Below are 18265 nucleotides of genomic sequence, written 5' to 3'. Positions count from 1 at the left end.
ACTCCCAACTTGCAGCTTGCCGCTTTGTTTCTGTTCGACCTAGTCGAACATGAACAACGCATCATTGCTGAACTGCGCCTCGAACTGCGAAGCCGGCATCGGGCGGCCGAAGAGGTAGCCCTGGACTTCGTCGCAGCCGTGTTCGCGTAGGAACTCCAGCTGTTCGTGGGTTTCGACGCCTTCGGCGATGACCGCAAGGTTCAGGCTGTGAGCCATGGCGATGATGGCGCGGGCAATCTGTGCGTCCTGTTCGCCCGATGGCAGGCCATCGACGAAGGTGCGGTCGATTTTCAGTACGTCAATCGGGAACTGCTTGAGGTAGTTCAACGATGAATAGCCGGTGCCGAAGTCATCGACCGCGATGCTCAGGCCAAGATTCTTCAGGCCGTCGAGCATTTGCATGGCTTCGCTGACTTCGCGCATCAGGATACTTTCGGTCAGTTCCAGCTCCAGGCAAGCCGGTGGCAGACCGGTTTCGCCCAGCATCCGGGCGATACGCTTGCCGAGCTGGCCGTCCGAAAACTGTCTTGCGGAAATATTCACCGATACCTTGGGGACCCGCACTTTTGCCTGATGCCAGCTCTTGAGCTGACGACAGGCTTCGGCCAGTACCCAGTCCCCGACTTCCACCACCAGACCGAGTTCTTCCAGAACCGGGATGAACTCGCTGGGCGGCACCAGGCCGCGGCGTGGATGCCGCCAGCGCAGCAGGGCTTCGGCGCCGGTCAGGCGTTTGCCGTCGCCGCTGAACTGAGGCTGGTAGTAGATCGTGAACTCTTGCTGCTCCAGGGCATGGCGCAGGTCGCTTTCCAGCTCCAGACGTTCCAGGGCGGTGGCGTTCATGTCGGTCTGGTAGAACTGGAAGTTGTTCTTGCCGCGCTCCTTGGCGTGGTACATCGCGGTGTCGGCGTTCTTCATCAACTGGCTCAGTTCGTTGCCGTCCTGCGGGCTCAGGGCGATGCCGATACTGGCGGTCACGAAGAACTCACGGCCTTCCAGCACGAAAGGCGTGATCAGGCTGTTGAGGATCTGCTCGGCCACGTGGATCGCACGATTGAGCGCGATCTCGCGGGTGGCTCCCGGTTGCAGCAGCAGGGTGAACTCATCGCCGCCCATGCGCGCGACCGTGTCATCGTCGGCGACACAGGCCAGCAGCCGGGTGGCCATTTCCTTGAGCATGCGGTCGCCGGCGGCGTGGCCCAGGGAGTCGTTGATCGGCTTGAAGCGATCCAGGTCCAGGAACATGAGAACCACCCAGGCCTGCTGTCTTTCTGCATGTTGCAGGGCCGAATGCAGGCGGTCCTGGAACAGTGTGCGGTTGGGCAGGTGGGTCAGGGCGTCGTAATAGGCCAGGCGGTAAATGCGCTGTTCGCTGGCCTTGCGCTCGCTGATATCGCTGAAGAAGCACACATAGCTGGCCAGGTCGCCTTCATCATCCACCACGGCCGTGATGCCGACCCAGGCCGGGTAATGCTCGCCATTGCGACGCTTGAGCCAGACTTCGCCTTCCCAGGTGCCGCGCTGGTTCAGTTGTTTGAGGATGTAGCGCAGGTGGGCTTCCTGCTCTCGATCCACGGTAAGCATGTTCGGTAATTGATCGAGCACTTGTGACACGTCATAGCCGCTGACCCGAGTGAAGGCGTCGTTGGCCTGGACGATATAACCCGCCGGGTCGGTAATCAGGATCGCGGACGTCGAGTGCTCGAAAACCGTAGCTGCCATTCGCAGGTCTTTTTCGGCGCGACGCTGGGTGCTGATATCGCGGCCCACGCCCAGTATGCCTTCGAATGTTCCGTGCTCATCCCAGACCAGAACCAGTCGCAGCTCTACCGGGATCTTGCGGCCATCGGCACGCAGGCAATCGAACAGGTACAGCTGGGTGGGAACAGCGCTGCGCAGCTTCGCCAGTTCCTGAGGGTTGTCGAGCACCCGCTTGATGCGCGCTATCAGGTTGTAGAAGCCTGATAGCTGCTGCGGGTTGGCAACGGTGGAGCCCCAGCCGTTCTGGATAACCCAGTCGGCTTCGTAGCCCAGAACGCTTTGCACCGAGGGGCTGACATAGTTGACTTCCAGCAGCCTGTCGGTAGAGAAGATCACATCACTGATGCTTTCGGCGAGCATCCGGTAGCGCTGCTCGCTGTCGCGCAAGGACTGACTGGCCTCGACCTGGCGTGTGATGTCCTTGGCGACGCCGATGATGCGGGTGACCAGATCTTCCTTGTCCCGGGTCAGGGCTTGTTCGCGGATATCGAAGCAACGCCAGGTAGTGTCCTTGTGACGAAAGCGCAGGGCACATTGCAGCAGTTCGTTGTGCCCGTGATGGCGTTGGCGCAGGCGCATGTCCTGATAGCTCTGGGCATCCTCGGGGTGCAGCAGGATTTCCCAGAAAAACTCGCCCATGGCGTGCAGTTCGCTCTTGCTGTAGCCCAGCGTCTGCCCCAGATGGTGGTTGCTGTAGATCATGCGCTGGCTGAGCACGTCCTGGACATACAGGTGATCGGGCACGGTGCGGACCACATCCGACCAGAAGCGCTCGCGCTCCTGCAATGACAGTTCGATCTGCTTGCGGCTGGTGATGTCGCCGATGCTCAGGATGACAGCGTCATGGTCGGACCGGGTTTCAGGCAAGCGCAATACCAGCCATAGATGCTGGTCCTGGCCGGACTCACGGGTGAGGCGGATTTCCAGTTCGAGTCGTTGCTGTCGGTTCAGAACCGCCTGAATCACCTGGGTGCCGATGCCGGGCCGCTTGCGCGATTCGCCTTCTATCAGTTGCTGCCAGGCTTCATCGCCGCACTTGATATTCAACAGGCTCAGGGCAACCTGATTGACCTCTGTGATGCGTATCTGCTGCAGCAGTCGCTTCAGCAGCACCGGTTGTGTCTCGATAAAGTGATCGAAGTCTTCTGTGGTTCGGATCTGGAAGGTTTCGAGCTGCTCAGGCAGGTCGGACATGTCCAGTACGCAGATGGCAACGCCTGCGCCTTCGAAAATGTCCTGATAACGGCGGCGACTTTTCAGCAGTTGGCGCTGGCGGCGACGCATGCTGAGAATGGCGGCCAGGGGCAGGAGTGAAAACAGCAGGCCGACCACGCATTTCACGATCAGGGGCGCAATCAGTTCCTGACGTGCCTTGTGGGCATCGAACAGGCCGTGCAGTTGCCAGTCGCTGTTGCTCAAGGGTTGCAGCAGCACGCTTTCTGCCTGCCCGGAATCGGTCTGCATCGATGCGTCGCGCAGGATGACCCGCTGGGTCAGGCGGCTTTCGAGCCGCCACAGATGCTGAAAGTCCTGGCTGGGTTGCTGTATCAGTGCCTTGAGGGCATCCGGCGCCATGCGTACGGCCCAGTAGGCGCCGCCGAGGCCGTCGGCCTGATGCACGAACATGTAGATCTGCAGGCCATCTTCGGAACTGGTGTAGTAATAAGGCCGACCCACTGCCTGCTGGAGCGCGCTCTTGAGAAATGCACCGTCCAGTGTGGTTTCGGCGCTGTCGCGGATCACATCACCCTGAGGACTGAGCCATGCCACGCTGCGCAAGGACGGTACGGTTTCTCGCAGCCTTTGCAGGGGATGTTTCTGAGGAGCGATTTCGCTTCTGGATGGCGTTCCTTCATCCAGCAGGTTCATGGTGATCTGCGCGCTCAGGGCCATGTTGAGGCTCAAGCGGTCTGCGAGTTGCGTACTGTAGTCGAGACTGCGCTGACGCTGGCGCTCCTGTGTCTGGTGAAACTGCTCGAGCAGTTGCCACAACAGCAGTGCAAGCATCAGTAGAACCAGCGCTGCCAGTAGCCCTTTCAAGGAACTACGCAAAGGCACAACGGTTGTGCTTTTGGCTGTTTCTGATGGCGTGGAGGGCGTTGGTGTAGGCAAATCGTTGTTCCTGACTACTGGACTGAAGCAGCGAGTGCGTTATGCAATTAAAGCCCGACGCCCAAAGGGCGGCTAGCATGCCCTGAGTTGTAGCGAAGTGCCAGCCCTGTGGGGCCGGATCGTTTGCCCTACAGGCCGCATTCGGGTAGCTTTGCCCGATGCGCGTTGTAACCCGACTCCTGCAAGAGTGAATCCACTGCTTGCAAACATCGATCCAGCTTTATATTTGCCCGGATGCAGAAGTCCGTTCTCTGTCTGTTTCATTCAAGGCTTTGAATGGCACTGCGGCAAGTAGCAGAGACAAATAAAAGCTCGCGCTTTAATCAGTCACCCTCACAGACGCTAGGTTTTCATTCCATGGCTCAATACGTCTTTACCATGCATCGGCTGAGCAAAGTTGTGCCGCCGAAGCGGGAAATCCTGAAGAACATCTCCCTTTCCTTCTTCCCGGGCGCCAAGATCGGCGTGCTGGGTCTCAACGGTTCGGGTAAATCCACGCTGTTGAAAATCATGGCTGGCGTCGATACCGAGTTCGACGGCGAAGCACGTCCGATGCCCGAGCTGAACGTGGGTTATCTGCCGCAAGAGCCACAACTTGACCCGAACAAGACCGTTCGTGAAGTGGTCGAGGAAGCGGTCAGCGTCATCAAAGACGCTCAGGCCCGCCTGGATCAGGTCTACGCCGAATACGCCGAGCCGGATGCCGACTTCGACAAACTGGCTGCCGAACAGGCCAAGCTGGAAGCGATCCTGCAGGCTGGCGATGGCCATAACCTGGAGCGCCAACTGGAAGTCGCCGCCGATGCGCTGCGTCTGCCCGCCTGGGATGCCAAGGTTTCCGTGTTGTCCGGTGGTGAAAAGCGCCGTGTTGCCTTGTGCCGCCTGCTGCTGTCCGCACCGGACATGCTGTTGCTCGACGAACCGACCAACCACCTGGATGCCGATTCCGTCGCCTGGCTTGAGCACTTCCTGCACGACTTCCCGGGCACTGTGGTCGCGATCACGCACGACCGTTACTTCCTGGATAACGTCGCCGGCTGGATTCTGGAGCTCGACCGCGGTGCGGGCATTCCATATGAAGGTAACTATTCGGGCTGGCTGGAAGCCAAGTCCGATCGTCTGGCCCAGGAATCCAAGCAGCAGTCGGCTCATGAAAAAGCCATGAAAGACGAGCTGGAGTGGGTTCGCAAAGGTGCCAAGGCGCGTCAGTCCAAGTCCAAGGCCCGCCTGCAACGCTTTGAAGAAATGCAATCGCAGGAATTCCAGAAGCGCAGCGAAACCAACGAGATCTACATTCCCGCCGGTCCGCGTCTGGGTGACAAGGTTATCGAGTTCAAGAACGTCTCCAAAGGCTATGGCGACCGCGTGCTGATCGACAACCTGTCGTTTGCCATGCCTAAAGGCGCCATTGTCGGCGTGATCGGTGGTAACGGTGCCGGTAAGTCGACTCTGTTCCGCATGCTGATGGGCAAGGAAACACCGGACTCGGGCAGTATCGAAATCGGTGAAACCGTGCAACTGGCCTGTGTCGATCAGAGCCGTGACGACCTGGACGGCAGCAAGACCGTGTTCCAGCAGATTTCCGACGGTTCGGATCAGATCCGCATCGGCAACTACGAAATCCCGTCGCGCACCTACGTGGGGCGCTTCAACTTCAAGGGCGGCGACCAGCAGAAGTTCGTCAAGGACCTTTCCGGTGGTGAGCGCGGTCGCTTGCACCTGGCACTGACCTTGAAGGAAGGCGGCAACGTGTTGCTGCTCGATGAACCGTCCAACGACCTGGACGTTGAAACCCTGCGTTCCCTGGAAGAAGCCCTGCTGGACTTCCCGGGCGCCGCCATTGTGATCTCTCACGATCGGTGGTTCCTGGACCGTGTGGCAACCCACATCCTGGCGTACGAAGACGATTCGCAAGCGGTCTTCTTTGAAGGCAACTACACCGAATACGAAGCCGATCGTAAAAAGCGTCTGGGTGATGCAGCGGCACAGCCGCATCGTGTTCGCCACAAGAAGCTGGCCTGATAAGGCCTCTCGTCGCAATGCCGCCTTGTGCGGCATTGCGATGAATGGCTACGCCCCGGCCGCTCCATCATCAGGTTCGATCAATACGATCTCGATGATCTGATCCCCGGCCGGGCGCTTCCATAGCACCTCGTCTCCCAGTTGCGTCCCCAGCAATGCACGCCCCAGTGGCGAACTCCAGTTGATCAGCCCCCTGGCGGCATCGGCCTGATCCTCACCGACCAGTTGCACCCGCTGACGGTTGTCCCTTTCATCCGCGAACGTCACCCGACTGCCGATCTGTACCTGCTCGGTTGAGATGGCCGGCGTAACCACCTGCGCACTCTGCAGGCGCTGGGTGAAATAGCGAAGATCCCGCTCAAGATCGGCCAGGCGCTGTTTGTCGGCGCTATCTCCCAAAGCCGTCTGGGCGCTGTGCTGTGTCTGCAGTTCATTGACTTGCTGTTGCAGCAGCAGGAGCCCGTGTGCGGTAACGTAATTGGGGTGTGTGCTGATCAGACGTTCAACCGGTTGACTGGCCTCTGCGGCGGCGTTGTCTTCATTGACGAAAGCGCGACTCATGGTTTGTCCTCCTCTTTGAGAGTTGGTCCATGGTTGCAGCGGATTGGTTTCGTCTGATTTCCCGAAGCGTCTTTAATTTGGACGATAGGCCTTGGCGGCGCTTCTGGTTTTCTCCCGCTCCCAGTCACGGTCGCGGTCATTCCAGACTTGTCCGGGGTCGAGCCGGTCCCGTCGGTCTGCCATGGTCTGGCATTGACGGAATCCGTCGTTCCAGCCTTCAGCGTAGAGTGGGTCTTTGAGATAGCGGGGGACGTTCTTCTTGAACTGCCCGGTAAACGCCCCGGCCGCTTCCTTGCCACTGCCGCAGCCATCCTGGAAGCCATCGGCGAATGCCGGTGGATAACCTTCGGCCAGCAAATACTCGTGGGCGGACTGACAGCCTGTCAGCACGACAACCAGCCACAACAGCACCCAGCGCAGGTTCATTTCTGTTTTCCTCTACAAGTGACTTCAGTGTAGTTGTCCACTTGTGAGTTATTTGTCAAAGATGTGTCGATAAACTCTATGGAGTGCCCTGCCGGCTGTGTAGGAGCGAATTTATTCGCGCCTACCGCCATGTGTGTTTTTTGGATGAGTGCGTGCTCAATAGTGATACCACTTCACCTCAAGCATCACTTCATTCTGTGGTGTGGCCAACTGGCTGAACTCGCGCTGGGCGCTCAGGCGCAGGCCCAGGTTGCGGGACAGTTCCCATTGCTGGTTGAGGCTGATGCTGCGCCGTACTTCACCATTGGTGAAGTAATCGCCCTTGGCCTCCAGGCTCAGGTTACCCAGTGGGTTGCGCCAGAGCAGGCCGGTATTGAAGCCGGCTGCCGGCGAGATGAACTCCGAGAAGTCATTGTTGTGCTCGACCCGCACGGTGCTCAAGGCAAAGCCCAGCACTTCTTCGCCCAGTTTCCAGGTACCGCCGGCACCGCCATTCACATGGCTGACGAGGTTTTCATCGCCATGTTTGCCCGGCACGCGCTCCAGTCCGCCTGTCACTTGCCATGACCATGGCTTGAGCAGGGTATTGCGAGGTGTCAGGGAGCGGATAGTCGCCAGATCCAGTTGTTGAACCTGCCAGTCATTGCCCTCGTACTGGCGCAGCTTGAGCTGAAGAATTTCGATCTGCGCGCCCAGCGGGAAGCCATAGGCGTTGTCGTTCAGGTCGTGATAGGCCATGCGCAGGCCGTATTCGGCGAAAGCCCGGTCGTTGCGGCTGCCCACGCCCAGTTGCCAGGTTCGCGACTCATGTCCTTCTTCCGGCAGGCCGGGGCGCTGGATATCCAGTTGCGCAGGCGGGTTCTGGTTGATGGCCTGCAAAAGCTCAAAGCTGCGTTGCGAGCGGGTGGCATCCCGTTCCAGGCCGTTTGCACGATAGCGTTCAAGCCGATAGGCCGCGTCCTGGATCAGGGCTCGACGTTCCTTGGGCAGAGCCAGGTACTGGCTGTCTTTGAGCTGCGTCTGGTCGGCGCTGACTTGCAATACCCACTGTTGTTCATCCGGGCTCAGTGGCTCGGCCCGGCTCAGTAATTCACGCTCGCGGGAAGGGCGGTATTCGATTTTCTCTACCAGGCCCGCAGCCTTGATGGCCTTGACGGTATCGGTGGGAATGGCTGTCAGCCCGAATTGAGGGGTCAGCTTCAGGCCCGGTCGGGCCACTTCCAACAACTCCAGCAAGCGGTAAGAGCAGTTTTCATCGAAGAAGAAGTAGCTGAAACGGATCTGCTTCAGTTCCCAGACATGCTCGACCATGCGCTGCGTTTCTTCGCTGGTCAGGTTCAGCCGGTATTCCCACAGGTCGCGGTTTTCCAGGCTGCGGTATTCCGAGAGTTTTTCCTGATAGGGCACCAGTGCAAACAGGCCGGGATAACCTCCCATCAGGCCTTTCCAGGCGTAGAGAATGCTGTTGTCCATGCCTTCGATATAGGCACCGAAGTTGATGGCATAGCTGAGCAGCGTTGTGCCGCTGGTCTTGGCGCTGGCCGGGTCGATGCGCAGTAATGTGTGGCCGAACATGGAGGACGGGCTGTTGAGGTAGGCCGCCGGGAAAATCAGCACTGTGCTGTCCGGTGCCACATCCTTGAACCACGCCTTGAAATCCTTGCAGTCCACGGCAGGCAGATCGGTGAGTTGCAACTGGTCGCGCAGCCAGCGGGTGCGGGACGGATAGACGCATTGGGCATGTGCCTGTTCATTGCCGACAGGTGCGTAAAGGGCTGCAAGTGTTGCGCTCAGCTCTGCCTTCGGATAATGGGCCCCGTCGGCAGCGAGAAAGAATTTCGGGTCGTCGACGTAACTGCGCCAGCCGCCCAGCTTGCCGGCTTCGTAATGACCCAGAGAAAGCCAGAAGGGCTCATTGGCCAATTGCTGCAAACGGTCTGCGCTCAGATGGGGGGCGGCAGATAACGGGACACAGATAAACAGCGCCAGATACGCAAGACGTTTGAGCATAGAAAGCAACTTGTCAGGAGATGGGGACCCGCCCATCGGAACCGAGGGGCGGGCAAACGACTTTAGGCCTGGGTTGCGTATTTGGCCAGGGTCGGATCGTTTTTCAGGACATTGATTGTGTTGCTGTGTACGTCTTCAGCGGTGGTGTCGGCCTTGCTGAAGATCTGCGAGAAATGTTCGTGGGTGACTGCGGCGAAATGCGCACGATCTTCTGGTGCAACGCCCAGTACGACCGCGTAGGTTGTCAGTGCTTCACCTTGGCCCATGGCCATGTCCTTGGAGAGCTCATCCATCATGCCATTCATGGCCAGCCAGGATTTGCCGCCGTAGGTCAGTGCGCCATTGGTAGAGCAGCCGTTGGTGCCGGAAGTCATGCCAAAGGTGGCGTTGCCGGAAGTGCCGTTAGTGGTTGATGCCAGGAAGTGCGCAGGAGTGCCACGCTGGCCTTCAAACAACATGTTGCCCCAGCCACAATCAGGGCCGCCCGGCGCTTGTGCCATTGCGTTGATAGAGACTGCGGTGAAGAGCGTTCCAAGAAGAATCCGTTTCATAGCTTTTTTCTCTTTATGTTCAACCAGTGTCGGGGTTCTTGAACCGGTTCGGCGCGAAAAATCCTGCGTCCGCTGACTTCTCGCACCCACCGATACATCAAGGCAAATGGCTATTTGTAACCATATGCGCAATTTGGAGTTTAGGTTGGTTCCAAGGGTTCCGTGGCCAATTGCAGATTTATTCGCGTTACAGGGTTAATTTTGTGCTTGCGCAGCCCTGTTCGTTGGGGGAACGGACATTCCGGGCTTTCCCGTCTTGCAAGTCTTGTCCGGCGAGCGCCAGAATGCTGACATCTGCCCCGCCTGATGTAAGGAACACTGATGCCCGATTCTGTCGCAGCCAGCCTTCGTCTAGCGCCACAAGCGCTGACACGCCCGTTTTCCGCTGAACAGTTCAGCTTTTCGACGACCAATGATCTGGAGCCCTTTCGGGGAGTACTCGGCCAGGAACGAGCCGTAGAAGCCTTGCAGTTCGGGGTCGCGATGCCGCGTCCCGGCTACAACGTGTTTGTCATGGGTGAGCCCGGCACAGGTCGGTTTTCGTTTGTAAAGCGCTACCTCAAGGCCGAGGGCAAGCGCATGCAGACGCCCTCGGACTGGGTCTACGTCAACAATTTCGATGAGCCCCGTGAACCCAAGGCCCTGGAACTTGCGCCAGGCAGTGCTCAGGCGTTCATGGCCGATATCGGTGTCTTGATCGATAACCTGCTGGCGACCTTTCCGGCGGTCTTCGAGCATCCGTCGTATCAGCAGAAGAAGAGCGCCATCGACCGCGCCTTCAACCAGCGTTATGACCGCGCCCTGGACGTGATCGAGCGTCTGGCGCTGGAGAAGGACATTGCGCTGTACCGCGACAGTACCAATATCGCCTTTACACCCATGGCCGACGGCAAGGCGCTGGACGAGGCCGAGTTCTCCCAGTTGCCGGAAGCCGAGCGGGAGCGCTTCCACGAAGATATCTCCGGTCTCGAAGAGCGCCTGAACGAAGAGCTGGCCAGCCTGCCGCAATGGAAGCGTGAATCCAGTAATCAACTGCGCCAGTTGAACGAAGAAACCATCACCCTGACCTTGCAGCCGCTGCTGGCTCCGCTGTCCGAAAAGTATGCCGAGAATGCCGCCGTCTGCGCTTACCTGCAGGCGATGCAGGTCTATCTGCTCAAGACCGTTGTCGAGCAACTGGTGGATGACAGCAAGACCGACGCCCAGGCGCGCAAGCTGCTGGAAGAGCAATACTGCCCGAGCCTGGTTGTCGGCCACACCCACAGCGGTGGTGCACCCGTGGTCTTCGAGCCGCATCCTACTTACGACAACCTGTTCGGTCGTATCGAATACAGCACCGACCAGGGTGCGCTCTACACCACGTATCGCCAGTTGCGGCCCGGTGCGCTGCATCGCGCCAATGGCGGCTTCCTGATCCTGGAAGCGGAAAAGATGCTCAGCGAGCCGTATGTCTGGGATGCACTCAAGCGCACCCTGCAATCTCGCAAGCTGAAAATGGAGTCGCCGCTGGGGGAAATGGGACGTCTGGCGACTGTCACCCTGACGCCGCAAGTGATCCCGTGGAACGTCAAGATCATCATCATTGGTGCGCGTTCGCTGTATTACACCCTGCAGGACCTCGATCCGGACTTCCAGGAGATGTTCCGGGTGCTGGTGGATTTCGACGAGGAAATCCCGCTGGTCGACGAAACCCTGGAACAGTTCGCCCAACTGCTGAAAACCCGTACTTCGGAAGAAGGCATGGCGCCTCTGACCGCCGATGCCGTGGCGCGTCTGGCGACCTACAGCGCGCGTCTGGCCGAGCATCAGGGGCGTTTGTCGGCGCGGATCGGTGATCTGTTCCAGTTGGTCAGCGAGGCGGATTTCATTCGCCAACTGGCCAACGAAGAACAGACCGACGCCGGGCACATCGAGCGAGCGCTCAAGGCCAAGGCCACCCGCACCGGGCGCGTCTCGGCACGGATTCTCGACGACATGCTGGCTGGGATCATCCTGATCGACACCGATGGCGCTGCGGTCGGCAAGTGTAACGGGCTGACGGTGCTGGAGGTCGGCGATTCGGCGTTCGGTGTACCGGCGCGCATCTCGGCGACGGTCTATCCCGGCGGCAGCGGCATTGTCGACATCGAGCGTGAGGTCAACCTTGGCCAGCCGATCCACTCCAAGGGCGTGATGATTCTCACCGGGTATCTGGGCAGTCGTTATGCCCAGGAATTCCCTCTGGCGATTTCGGCCAGTATCGCTCTGGAGCAATCCTACGGTTATGTGGATGGCGACAGCGCTTCGCTGGGTGAGGCCTGCACGCTGATTTCGGCGCTTTCCCGCACGCCGCTCAAGCAATGTTTCGCGATTACCGGCTCGATCAACCAGTTTGGTGAAGTGCAGGCAGTGGGCGGGGTCAACGAAAAGATCGAAGGTTTCTTCCGTCTCTGTGAGGCCCGTGGCCTGACGGGCGAGCAGGGCGCGATCATCCCGCAGGCCAACGTCGCAACCCTGATGCTCGATGAGCGCGTGCTGCAAGCTGTGCGCGCCGGGCAGTTCCATGTGTATGCGGTGCGTCAGGCTGACGAAGCTTTGAGCCTGCTGGTGGGCGAGCCTGCCGGTACGCCTGACGAGAATGGCGAATTCCCCGAAGGCAGCGTCAATGCCCGAGTGGTGGAGCGCCTGCGCGATATCGCAGAAATGCTCAGCGATGAGGAGCTCAAGGAAGAACTGGAGAAGGAGCCCGAGCTGAAAGCCTGAAAACACTCAAGGGGGAGTGAGCTTATTCGCGAGGCGGCATTGGAGACAATGCATGTCTTGTGGATGTAAGCAGGCCGGATGCCCGTTCATCCGGCCTGCTTTTGTTCTGCGGCTTTTCTTCTATCCTGTGTGATTACCACAGTGGCCAAATGGACTGGCGCGTCACTCCCTTGAACGGGAGAGGCGAATACTGTCGCTCACGAGGAACTCGCCATGTCGCGTAGCCTCTGTCTTACCCGTCAATGCCTGGGGCTGATGACCCGCATTGAATGTGTCATCCGGCCTCTTCCTGGTGATGGGGGCATGTGGATGTTGCTCTTCGCCGCCGGGATGTCCGGCGAACAGCCTTCAGCCATCAAGTCTCAAGGGCCGTTCAACGGTTTGATGGCCGCTGAGTCGGTATTGCTCGCCATCACTGAAAGCCTTCTTCTGCATGGTTATGAAAGTGTGGCAGATGTGCCGATCTGGAGGCTGCACATGCAGAGCGAGCTGCGCCGCATCGACAGTGACATTGCCCGCTGTCAGCGCTCGTTTCCCTTCTAGAGGTTGATGGAGACAAGTGGCGAAGCTTTTTCTGTGTCATTTTGTCACGCCTCTAGAGCTATGGGCTCTCCCTGAATATACTCGCCCGTCATTCCAAATCACTGGCGAGTCTCAATGGAACGTTTTTTCGAGAATGCGATGTACGCATCGCGTTGGCTGCTGGCACCCATTTATTTCGGGTTGTCCCTCGGGCTGCTGGCGCTTGGCCTGAAGTTTTTCCAGGAAATCTTTCATGTTCTCCCCAACATTTTTTCCCTGGCCGAATCCGACCTGATTCTGGTCCTGCTGTCGCTGATCGACATGGCGCTGGTAGGCGGCCTTCTGGTCATGGTGATGATTTCCGGCTATGAGAACTTCGTCTCTCAACTGGATATCGATGAGGACAAGGAAAAGCTCAACTGGCTGGGCACCATGGACTCCTCGTCCCTGAAAATGAAGGTTGCGGCCTCCATCGTGGCGATTTCGTCCATCCACCTGCTGCGCGTTTTCATGGATGCCAAGAACATCGAGACGCAATACCTGATGTGGTACGTGATCATCCACATGACGTTTGTGATATCGGCATTTGCCATGGGCTATCTGGACAAGCTGACCAAGAACTGAGGTCTGCTCCATTCCTGCCGCCCGCCTTCTGTGTTCAGCGATGAACAAGGGGCGGGCGGTTTCGTTTCTGGTGTGTTTTGGCGAGATAAGGTAGAAAACCTGTTCTGATTCCTCTAATCCACTGCGAGGTTCGATCATGAATGTTCAGGAATTTACCGATCATGCCCAGGCCGGAAAGGTCGATGAGCTGAATCTGATTTCCATCGAAGGCGGTATCTACCTGCTTGAGGTGTGCATGGAAGGTGGCTCGCGCATGTTGAAGAGCGCCGAAGGCAAGACCCTGCATCTGCGCTCGGTCGAGCATGCACGGGACTTGCTCAAGACCTTGCCGGTGGTGCCGTTCTACCTGGTCCATTCAGTGGTTCATGACGAACTGTGCGGCATGCCGGTCAATGACCGCTCGGTGATGCGCCTGCCGATCTCCTTTCATTCATCCTGGTCCTGACTGCGATAGGGCACCACAGCCAATTGTGCTAGGCTGCTTGCCCTTTTGGTTCGGGTCACATCAGGGTAAAGGGCGATTCTCTCGCCGTTTGCTGTCTGGGTGTCCCTCAACGGAGCAGCGTCATGTCCGAAGTCAATCTGTCCACCGACGAAACCCGCGTCAGCTACGGCATTGGCCGTCAGCTGGGCGACCAACTGCGTGACAACCCGCCACCGGGCGTCAACCTGGAAGCCATCCTGGCCGGCTTGAGCGATGCATTCGCCGGTCAGCCAAGCCGTGTTGGTCAGGAAGAAATGTCCGCCAGCTTCAAGGTCATCCGTGAAATCATGCAGGCCGAAGCGGCTGCCAAGGCTGAAAAGGCTGCTGGTGCTGGTCTGGCTTACCTGGCTGAAAACGGCAAGCGTGAAGGCGTGACCACTCTGGCTTCGGGTCTGCAATTCGAAGTGCTGACCGCTGGCGATGGCCCAAAGCCTACCCGTGAAGATCAGGTTCGCACTCACTACCACGGCACCCTGATCGACGGCACTGTCTTCGACAGCTCCTACGATCGTGGCGAGCCTGCAGAATTCCCGGTCAGCGGCGTTATCGCGGGCTGGACCGAAGCTCTGCAACTGATGAATACCGGCAGCAAATGGCGCCTGTACGTGCCGAGCGAGCTGGCTTACGGCGCTCAAGGCGTTGGCAGCATCGCGCCGCACAGCGTCCTGGTATTCGACGTAGAGCTGCTGGCTGTTCTGTAATCGGTTATTGGCTGATGCAGATGGCTGCTGAACGAATCGCGTTGATTCGTTCAGCAGCAGTACGTGAATGGATCATGTTCAGTGCAGCTCTCCTGCTGGGCGCAAGGCCCGCGCATAACAGAACAGAAACAGATTTCGCACCAGTTCTTTCAGCACCACGGGCTCGCTGGAGCTGAGGCTGTGGACATCCAGATCGCCCTGATCGCGTAACTCTTCCAGCGCTTCCTCTTCAAGCACGGCACAGACTTCGCCTGTCTCGCGGTGAAGGATTCTCAGGTAGGGCTGTGGCCGGTCCAGCCATGCATCGATCAAATAAGTCATATTCCATCTCCTGCTTTTGATTTGATGAGAATAATTCCTATTACGATAATAGCAAGCTTCTATTTGAGATTGGTTCGCATTTTCTGCCGGATGGTTGATCTGTGTCCATGAAAAAGCCCGTCACTGTGGACGGGCTCTTGTGCAGCCGATGACTGTCAGTGAGTGCGGGCTACCGCGAATTCACTCAGCTCTACCAGTGCGTCGCGGTATTCGCTTGGCGGCAGGGCGTCCAGGCAGGCAATGGAGCGGGCAGCATAGTCGCGGGCCAGTTGCGCGGTGTAATCCAGGGCGCCGGCCTTTTCGACGGCGTCACGAATGCTTTCCAGATCTTCCAGGCCGCCTTTCTGAATGGCCTTGCGGACCAGGGCAGCCTGTTCCGGCGAACCTTCGCGCATGGTGTAGATCAGCGGCAGGGTAGGCTTGCCTTCGGCCAGATCGTCACCGACGTTCTTGCCCAGTGTCTCGGCATCGCCACGGTAGTCCAGCAGATCGTCGACCAGTTGGAATGCCACGCCCAGATGGTCGCCGAAAGTACGCAGGGCTTCGCTCTGTTCGGTGTTGGCATTGCACAGGGCGGCGGCGCTGTGGGTCGAGGCTTCGAACAGCATGGCTGTCTTGCCGCGAATCACTTCCATGTAGGTTTCTTCGGTGGTGCTGGCATCGCGAATCTTGGACAACTGCAGGACTTCGCCTTCGGCGATGATCCGCGTGGCCTTGGACAGGATCTGCATGACCGGCATCGAGCCCAGCTCGACCATCATTTCGAACGAGCGGGAATAAAGGAAGTCACCGACCAGGACGCTGGGCGCGTTGCCCCACAGTGCGTTGGCCGTGGACCGGCCGCGACGCATGCCCGACATGTCGACGACGTCGTCATGTAGCAGGGTGGCGGTGTGCAGGAACTCGATAGTGGCGGCCAGCAGGCGCAGGTCGTCGCCTTCGCGTCCCAGGGCTTTGCCACACAGAAGCACCAGCAGCGGGCGCAGGCGCTTTCCGCCGGCTGACGTGATGTAATCGCCGATTTTCGAGACCAGCGGCACACGAGACGTCAGTTGCTTCTTGATGATAAGGTCAACGGCACTAAAGTCGTCCGCCACCGCGCGATAGAAGGCTTGGGGTTGCATCTGCGACAAGTGCTCCAGATAGGTTGCGCCGCATGCTAGGTTGCAGGGTAGGGCCTGTCAAGGTATGCCGTCCGGGGCCTTGCAACCCATCCTTGCCTTGCGTACAATCGCGCACCCTAACTTTCCTGGGCAGCACCTGCCTTACGCAATTGCAACCAGGCCGTTCCAGCCTGATGCAGCCATGCCAGCCGATACTCTTCTTATAAAGAGCTGGGTGAGCAGGATTTTCGGAGAAATACCATGTACGCAGTAATTGTTACCGGTGGCAAGCAGTACAAAGTCGCCCCAGGTGAATACCTGAAAATTGAAAAACTGGAAATCGCTACTGGCGAATCCGTCACTTTTGACCGCGTCCTGCTGGTTGGCAATGGCGACGACGTCAATATCGGTGCTCCGGTTGTTGCTGGCGCTACCGTCGTGGCTGAAGTGGTTTCGCAAGGTCGTCACGACAAGGTTCGCATCATCAAGTTCCGTCGTCGTAAGCACCACATGAAGCGTATGGGCCACCGCCAGTGGTACACCGAGATCAAAATCACAGGTATTCAGGCTTAATTCAGCCTAATCCTCATTTGGAGAATTGACTCATGGCACACAAAAAAGCTGGTGGTAGTACCCGTAACGGTCGCGACTCAGAAGCCAAACGCCTTGGCGTGAAGATGTATGGCGGCCAGGCTATCGTTCCAGGCAACATCATCGTGCGTCAGCGCGGCACCCAATTCCACGCTGGCTATGGCGTTGGTATGGGTAAAGATCACACCCTGTTCGCGAAAGTGGAAGGCGTGATCAAGTTTCAAGTCAAGGGCGCCTTCGGTCGTCGCTACGTGAGCATCGTTCCGAAGACTGAAGTCTCCGCAGCGTAATTGCGCAGTAGCTTGAAAAGCCCTGTCTCGCGACGGGGCTTTTTTGTTTGTAGTTGAGGTTGGTGAGTCTCTTGCAAAGCTGTTTGTGCGGGCTGTTGTGATGTGGACCTTACGGGTCGCTGGTTTCTGATCGGTATCGCAACGCTCATTTTTGCAAGAGTCTTATGTATTTATGTGGTTCTGCTCGTCCCTGTGGCGGGAGGCGTGCGTTATGAAGTTTGTAGATGAAGTTTCAATTCGAGTAAAGGCTGGTGACGGCGGCAACGGTTGCATGAGCTTCCGTCGTGAAAAATTTATCGAAAACGGTGGTCCTAACGGCGGTGACGGTGGTGATGGCGGTTCGGTCTATATGATCGCCGACGTCAACCTCAATACGCTGGTCGACTATCGCTATACCCGTCATTTCGACGCCGAGCGCGGCTCGAATGGCGGCAGCGCCGATTGCACGGGGCGCAAGGGTGAAGAGCTGGTGTTGCGCGTGCCGGTCGGCACGACCGTGATCGATGCGACAACCCAGGAAATCATCGGCGACCTGACCAAGGACGGCCAGCGCCTGCTCGTTGCCCAGGGTGGCTGGCACGGTCTGGGTAACACCCGTTTCAAATCCAGTACCAACCGCGCTCCGCGTCAGACGACGCCGGGCAAGCCGGGCGATCAGCGTGATCTCAAGCTGGAATTGAAAGTGCTGGCTGACGTCGGCCTGTTGGGCTTGCCGAATGCGGGCAAAAGCACCTTCATTCGCTCTGTGTCTGCAGCCAAGCCCAAAGTCGCGGATTACCCGTTCACGACTCTGGTGCCAAACCTGGGTGTGGTCAGTGTCGATCGCTGGAAGAGCTTCGTCATTGCCGATATTCCTGGCTTGATCGAAGGTGCCTCCGATGGAGCGGGCCTGGGGATTCGCTTCCTCAAGCACCTGGCGCGTACGCGCCTGCTGCTGCATCTCGTCGATATGGCACCACTGGATGAAACCAGTGCTGCCGATGCTGCCGAGGTCATCGTCAATGAGCTGGTCAAGTTCAGCCCTTCCCTGGCTGAGCGTGATCGCTGGCTGGTGCTGAACAAGTGCGACCAATTGCTTGAGGAAGAGCAGGAGGCTCGTAAGCAGGAAATTGTCGAGCGTCTGGAGTGGACGGGGCCGGTCTATGTGATCTCCGCGATTGCGAAGGAAGGCACTGAGCAGTTGTCTCGTGACATCATGCGCTATCTTGAAGAGCGTAGCCTGCGTCTGGTCGAGGAGCCTGGTTATGCTGAAGAGCTGGCCGAGCTGGATCAGCGTATCGAAGACGAGGCGCGTGCTCAGTTGCAGGCGCTGGATGATCAGCGTGCCTTGCGTCGTAGCGGCGTGAAGAGCGTGCATGACATTGGCGAAGATGACTGGGATGAAGAAGATGTGGACGATGAAGATGGTCCGGAAATCATTTACGTCCGAGACTGATCGCTTGCA

At 58.3% G+C, this 18265-nt stretch carries 16 protein-coding genes; 9 read left to right on the top strand and 7 right to left on the bottom strand.

Annotation, left to right across the window (positions count from 1 at the left end):
* Positions 1–39 precede the first annotated feature (39 nt).
* Complete coding sequence (locus tag KGD89_RS21855; RefSeq protein ID WP_213149630.1) at positions 40–3768, bottom strand: sensor domain-containing protein; 3729 nt, start codon at positions 3766–3768, stop codon at positions 40–42.
* Positions 3769–4230: 462 nt separating this feature from the next.
* On the opposite strand from KGD89_RS21855, the gene ettA reads away from it, so the two are divergent.
* Entirely contained in the window at positions 4231–5895 is a 1665-nt protein-coding gene (ettA, locus tag KGD89_RS21850; protein ID WP_025261891.1) for an energy-dependent translational throttle protein EttA, read from the top strand.
* A 48-nt stretch (positions 5896–5943) separates the two neighbouring features.
* Here the strand turns inward: ettA and KGD89_RS21845 are convergent, their stop codons facing one another.
* The 4 genes from KGD89_RS21845 to KGD89_RS21830 form a co-directional block, all read right to left on the bottom strand.
* Positions 5944–6456 carry a GreA/GreB family elongation factor gene (locus KGD89_RS21845; RefSeq protein WP_025261890.1) on the bottom strand — a complete coding sequence of 171 codons (513 nt, stop codon included), beginning with the start codon at positions 6454–6456 and terminating at the stop codon, positions 5944–5946.
* A gap of 72 nt (positions 6457–6528) precedes the next feature.
* Entirely contained in the window at positions 6529–6882 is a 354-nt protein-coding gene (locus KGD89_RS21840; RefSeq protein WP_025261889.1) for a hypothetical protein, read from the bottom strand.
* 156 nt (positions 6883–7038) lie between these two features.
* Positions 7039–8892, bottom strand: coding sequence for an Lnb N-terminal periplasmic domain-containing protein (locus tag KGD89_RS21835; protein WP_025261888.1), 1854 nt, complete (start codon positions 8890–8892; stop codon positions 7039–7041).
* A gap of 62 nt (positions 8893–8954) precedes the next feature.
* Positions 8955–9443, bottom strand: coding sequence for a DUF3015 domain-containing protein (locus KGD89_RS21830; RefSeq protein WP_025261887.1), 489 nt, complete (start codon positions 9441–9443; stop codon positions 8955–8957).
* A gap of 321 nt (positions 9444–9764) precedes the next feature.
* On the opposite strand from KGD89_RS21830, the gene KGD89_RS21825 reads away from it, so the two are divergent.
* The 5 genes from KGD89_RS21825 to KGD89_RS21805 all read left to right on the top strand — a co-directional run bounded on the left by KGD89_RS21825 (position 9765) and on the right by KGD89_RS21805 (position 14516).
* Positions 9765–12185 (top strand): Lon protease family protein, encoded by a 2421-nt coding sequence (locus KGD89_RS21825; RefSeq protein ID WP_025261886.1) that lies wholly within the window; start codon positions 9765–9767, stop codon positions 12183–12185.
* A 213-nt stretch (positions 12186–12398) separates the two neighbouring features.
* Complete coding sequence (locus tag KGD89_RS21820) at positions 12399–12728, top strand: PA4575 family protein (protein ID WP_038400040.1); 330 nt, start codon at positions 12399–12401, stop codon at positions 12726–12728.
* A 114-nt stretch (positions 12729–12842) separates the two neighbouring features.
* Entirely contained in the window at positions 12843–13331 is a 489-nt protein-coding gene (locus KGD89_RS21815; RefSeq protein ID WP_025261884.1) for a TIGR00645 family protein, read from the top strand.
* Between the two features lie 136 nt (positions 13332–13467).
* Positions 13468–13776, top strand: a complete 309-nt coding sequence (locus tag KGD89_RS21810) for a DUF6482 family protein (protein ID WP_025261883.1) — start codon at positions 13468–13470, stop codon at positions 13774–13776.
* A gap of 122 nt (positions 13777–13898) precedes the next feature.
* A complete protein-coding gene (locus KGD89_RS21805) occupies positions 13899–14516 on the top strand; it encodes an FKBP-type peptidyl-prolyl cis-trans isomerase (RefSeq protein ID WP_025261882.1) in 618 nt (205 codons plus the stop codon).
* Positions 14517–14594: 78 nt separating this feature from the next.
* On the opposite strand, the gene KGD89_RS21800 is transcribed toward KGD89_RS21805, so the two are convergent.
* Both KGD89_RS21800 and KGD89_RS21795 read right to left on the bottom strand, forming a co-directional pair.
* Entirely contained in the window at positions 14595–14837 is a 243-nt protein-coding gene (locus KGD89_RS21800; protein ID WP_025261881.1) for a PA4570 family protein, read from the bottom strand.
* 155 nt (positions 14838–14992) lie between these two features.
* Positions 14993–15961 (bottom strand): polyprenyl synthetase family protein, encoded by a 969-nt coding sequence (locus tag KGD89_RS21795; RefSeq protein ID WP_025261880.1) that lies wholly within the window; start codon positions 15959–15961, stop codon positions 14993–14995.
* A gap of 240 nt (positions 15962–16201) precedes the next feature.
* Between KGD89_RS21795 and rplU the strand changes: the two genes are divergently transcribed.
* The 3 genes from rplU to cgtA all read left to right on the top strand — a co-directional run bounded on the left by rplU (position 16202) and on the right by cgtA (position 18256).
* The gene (gene rplU, locus KGD89_RS21790; RefSeq protein ID WP_002551971.1) at positions 16202–16513 is read left to right on the top strand and encodes a 50S ribosomal protein L21; all 312 of its coding nucleotides are present in this window, start codon (positions 16202–16204) and stop codon (positions 16511–16513) included.
* A 32-nt stretch (positions 16514–16545) separates the two neighbouring features.
* Complete coding sequence (rpmA, locus tag KGD89_RS21785) at positions 16546–16821, top strand: 50S ribosomal protein L27 (RefSeq protein WP_025261879.1); 276 nt, start codon at positions 16546–16548, stop codon at positions 16819–16821.
* 211 nt (positions 16822–17032) lie between these two features.
* On the top strand, positions 17033–18256 hold the full coding sequence (cgtA, locus tag KGD89_RS21780) for an Obg family GTPase CgtA (RefSeq protein WP_025261878.1): 1224 nt from the start codon (positions 17033–17035) through the stop codon (positions 18254–18256).
* The last annotated feature ends 9 nt before the right edge of the window (positions 18257–18265 follow it).

The organism is Pseudomonas cichorii, assembly GCF_018343775.1.
GTDB lineage: Bacteria > Pseudomonadota > Gammaproteobacteria > Pseudomonadales > Pseudomonadaceae > Aquipseudomonas > Aquipseudomonas cichorii.
The sequence above is the reverse complement of the archived record's forward strand: the minus strand, read 5'-3'. Positions and strand labels throughout refer to the sequence as shown.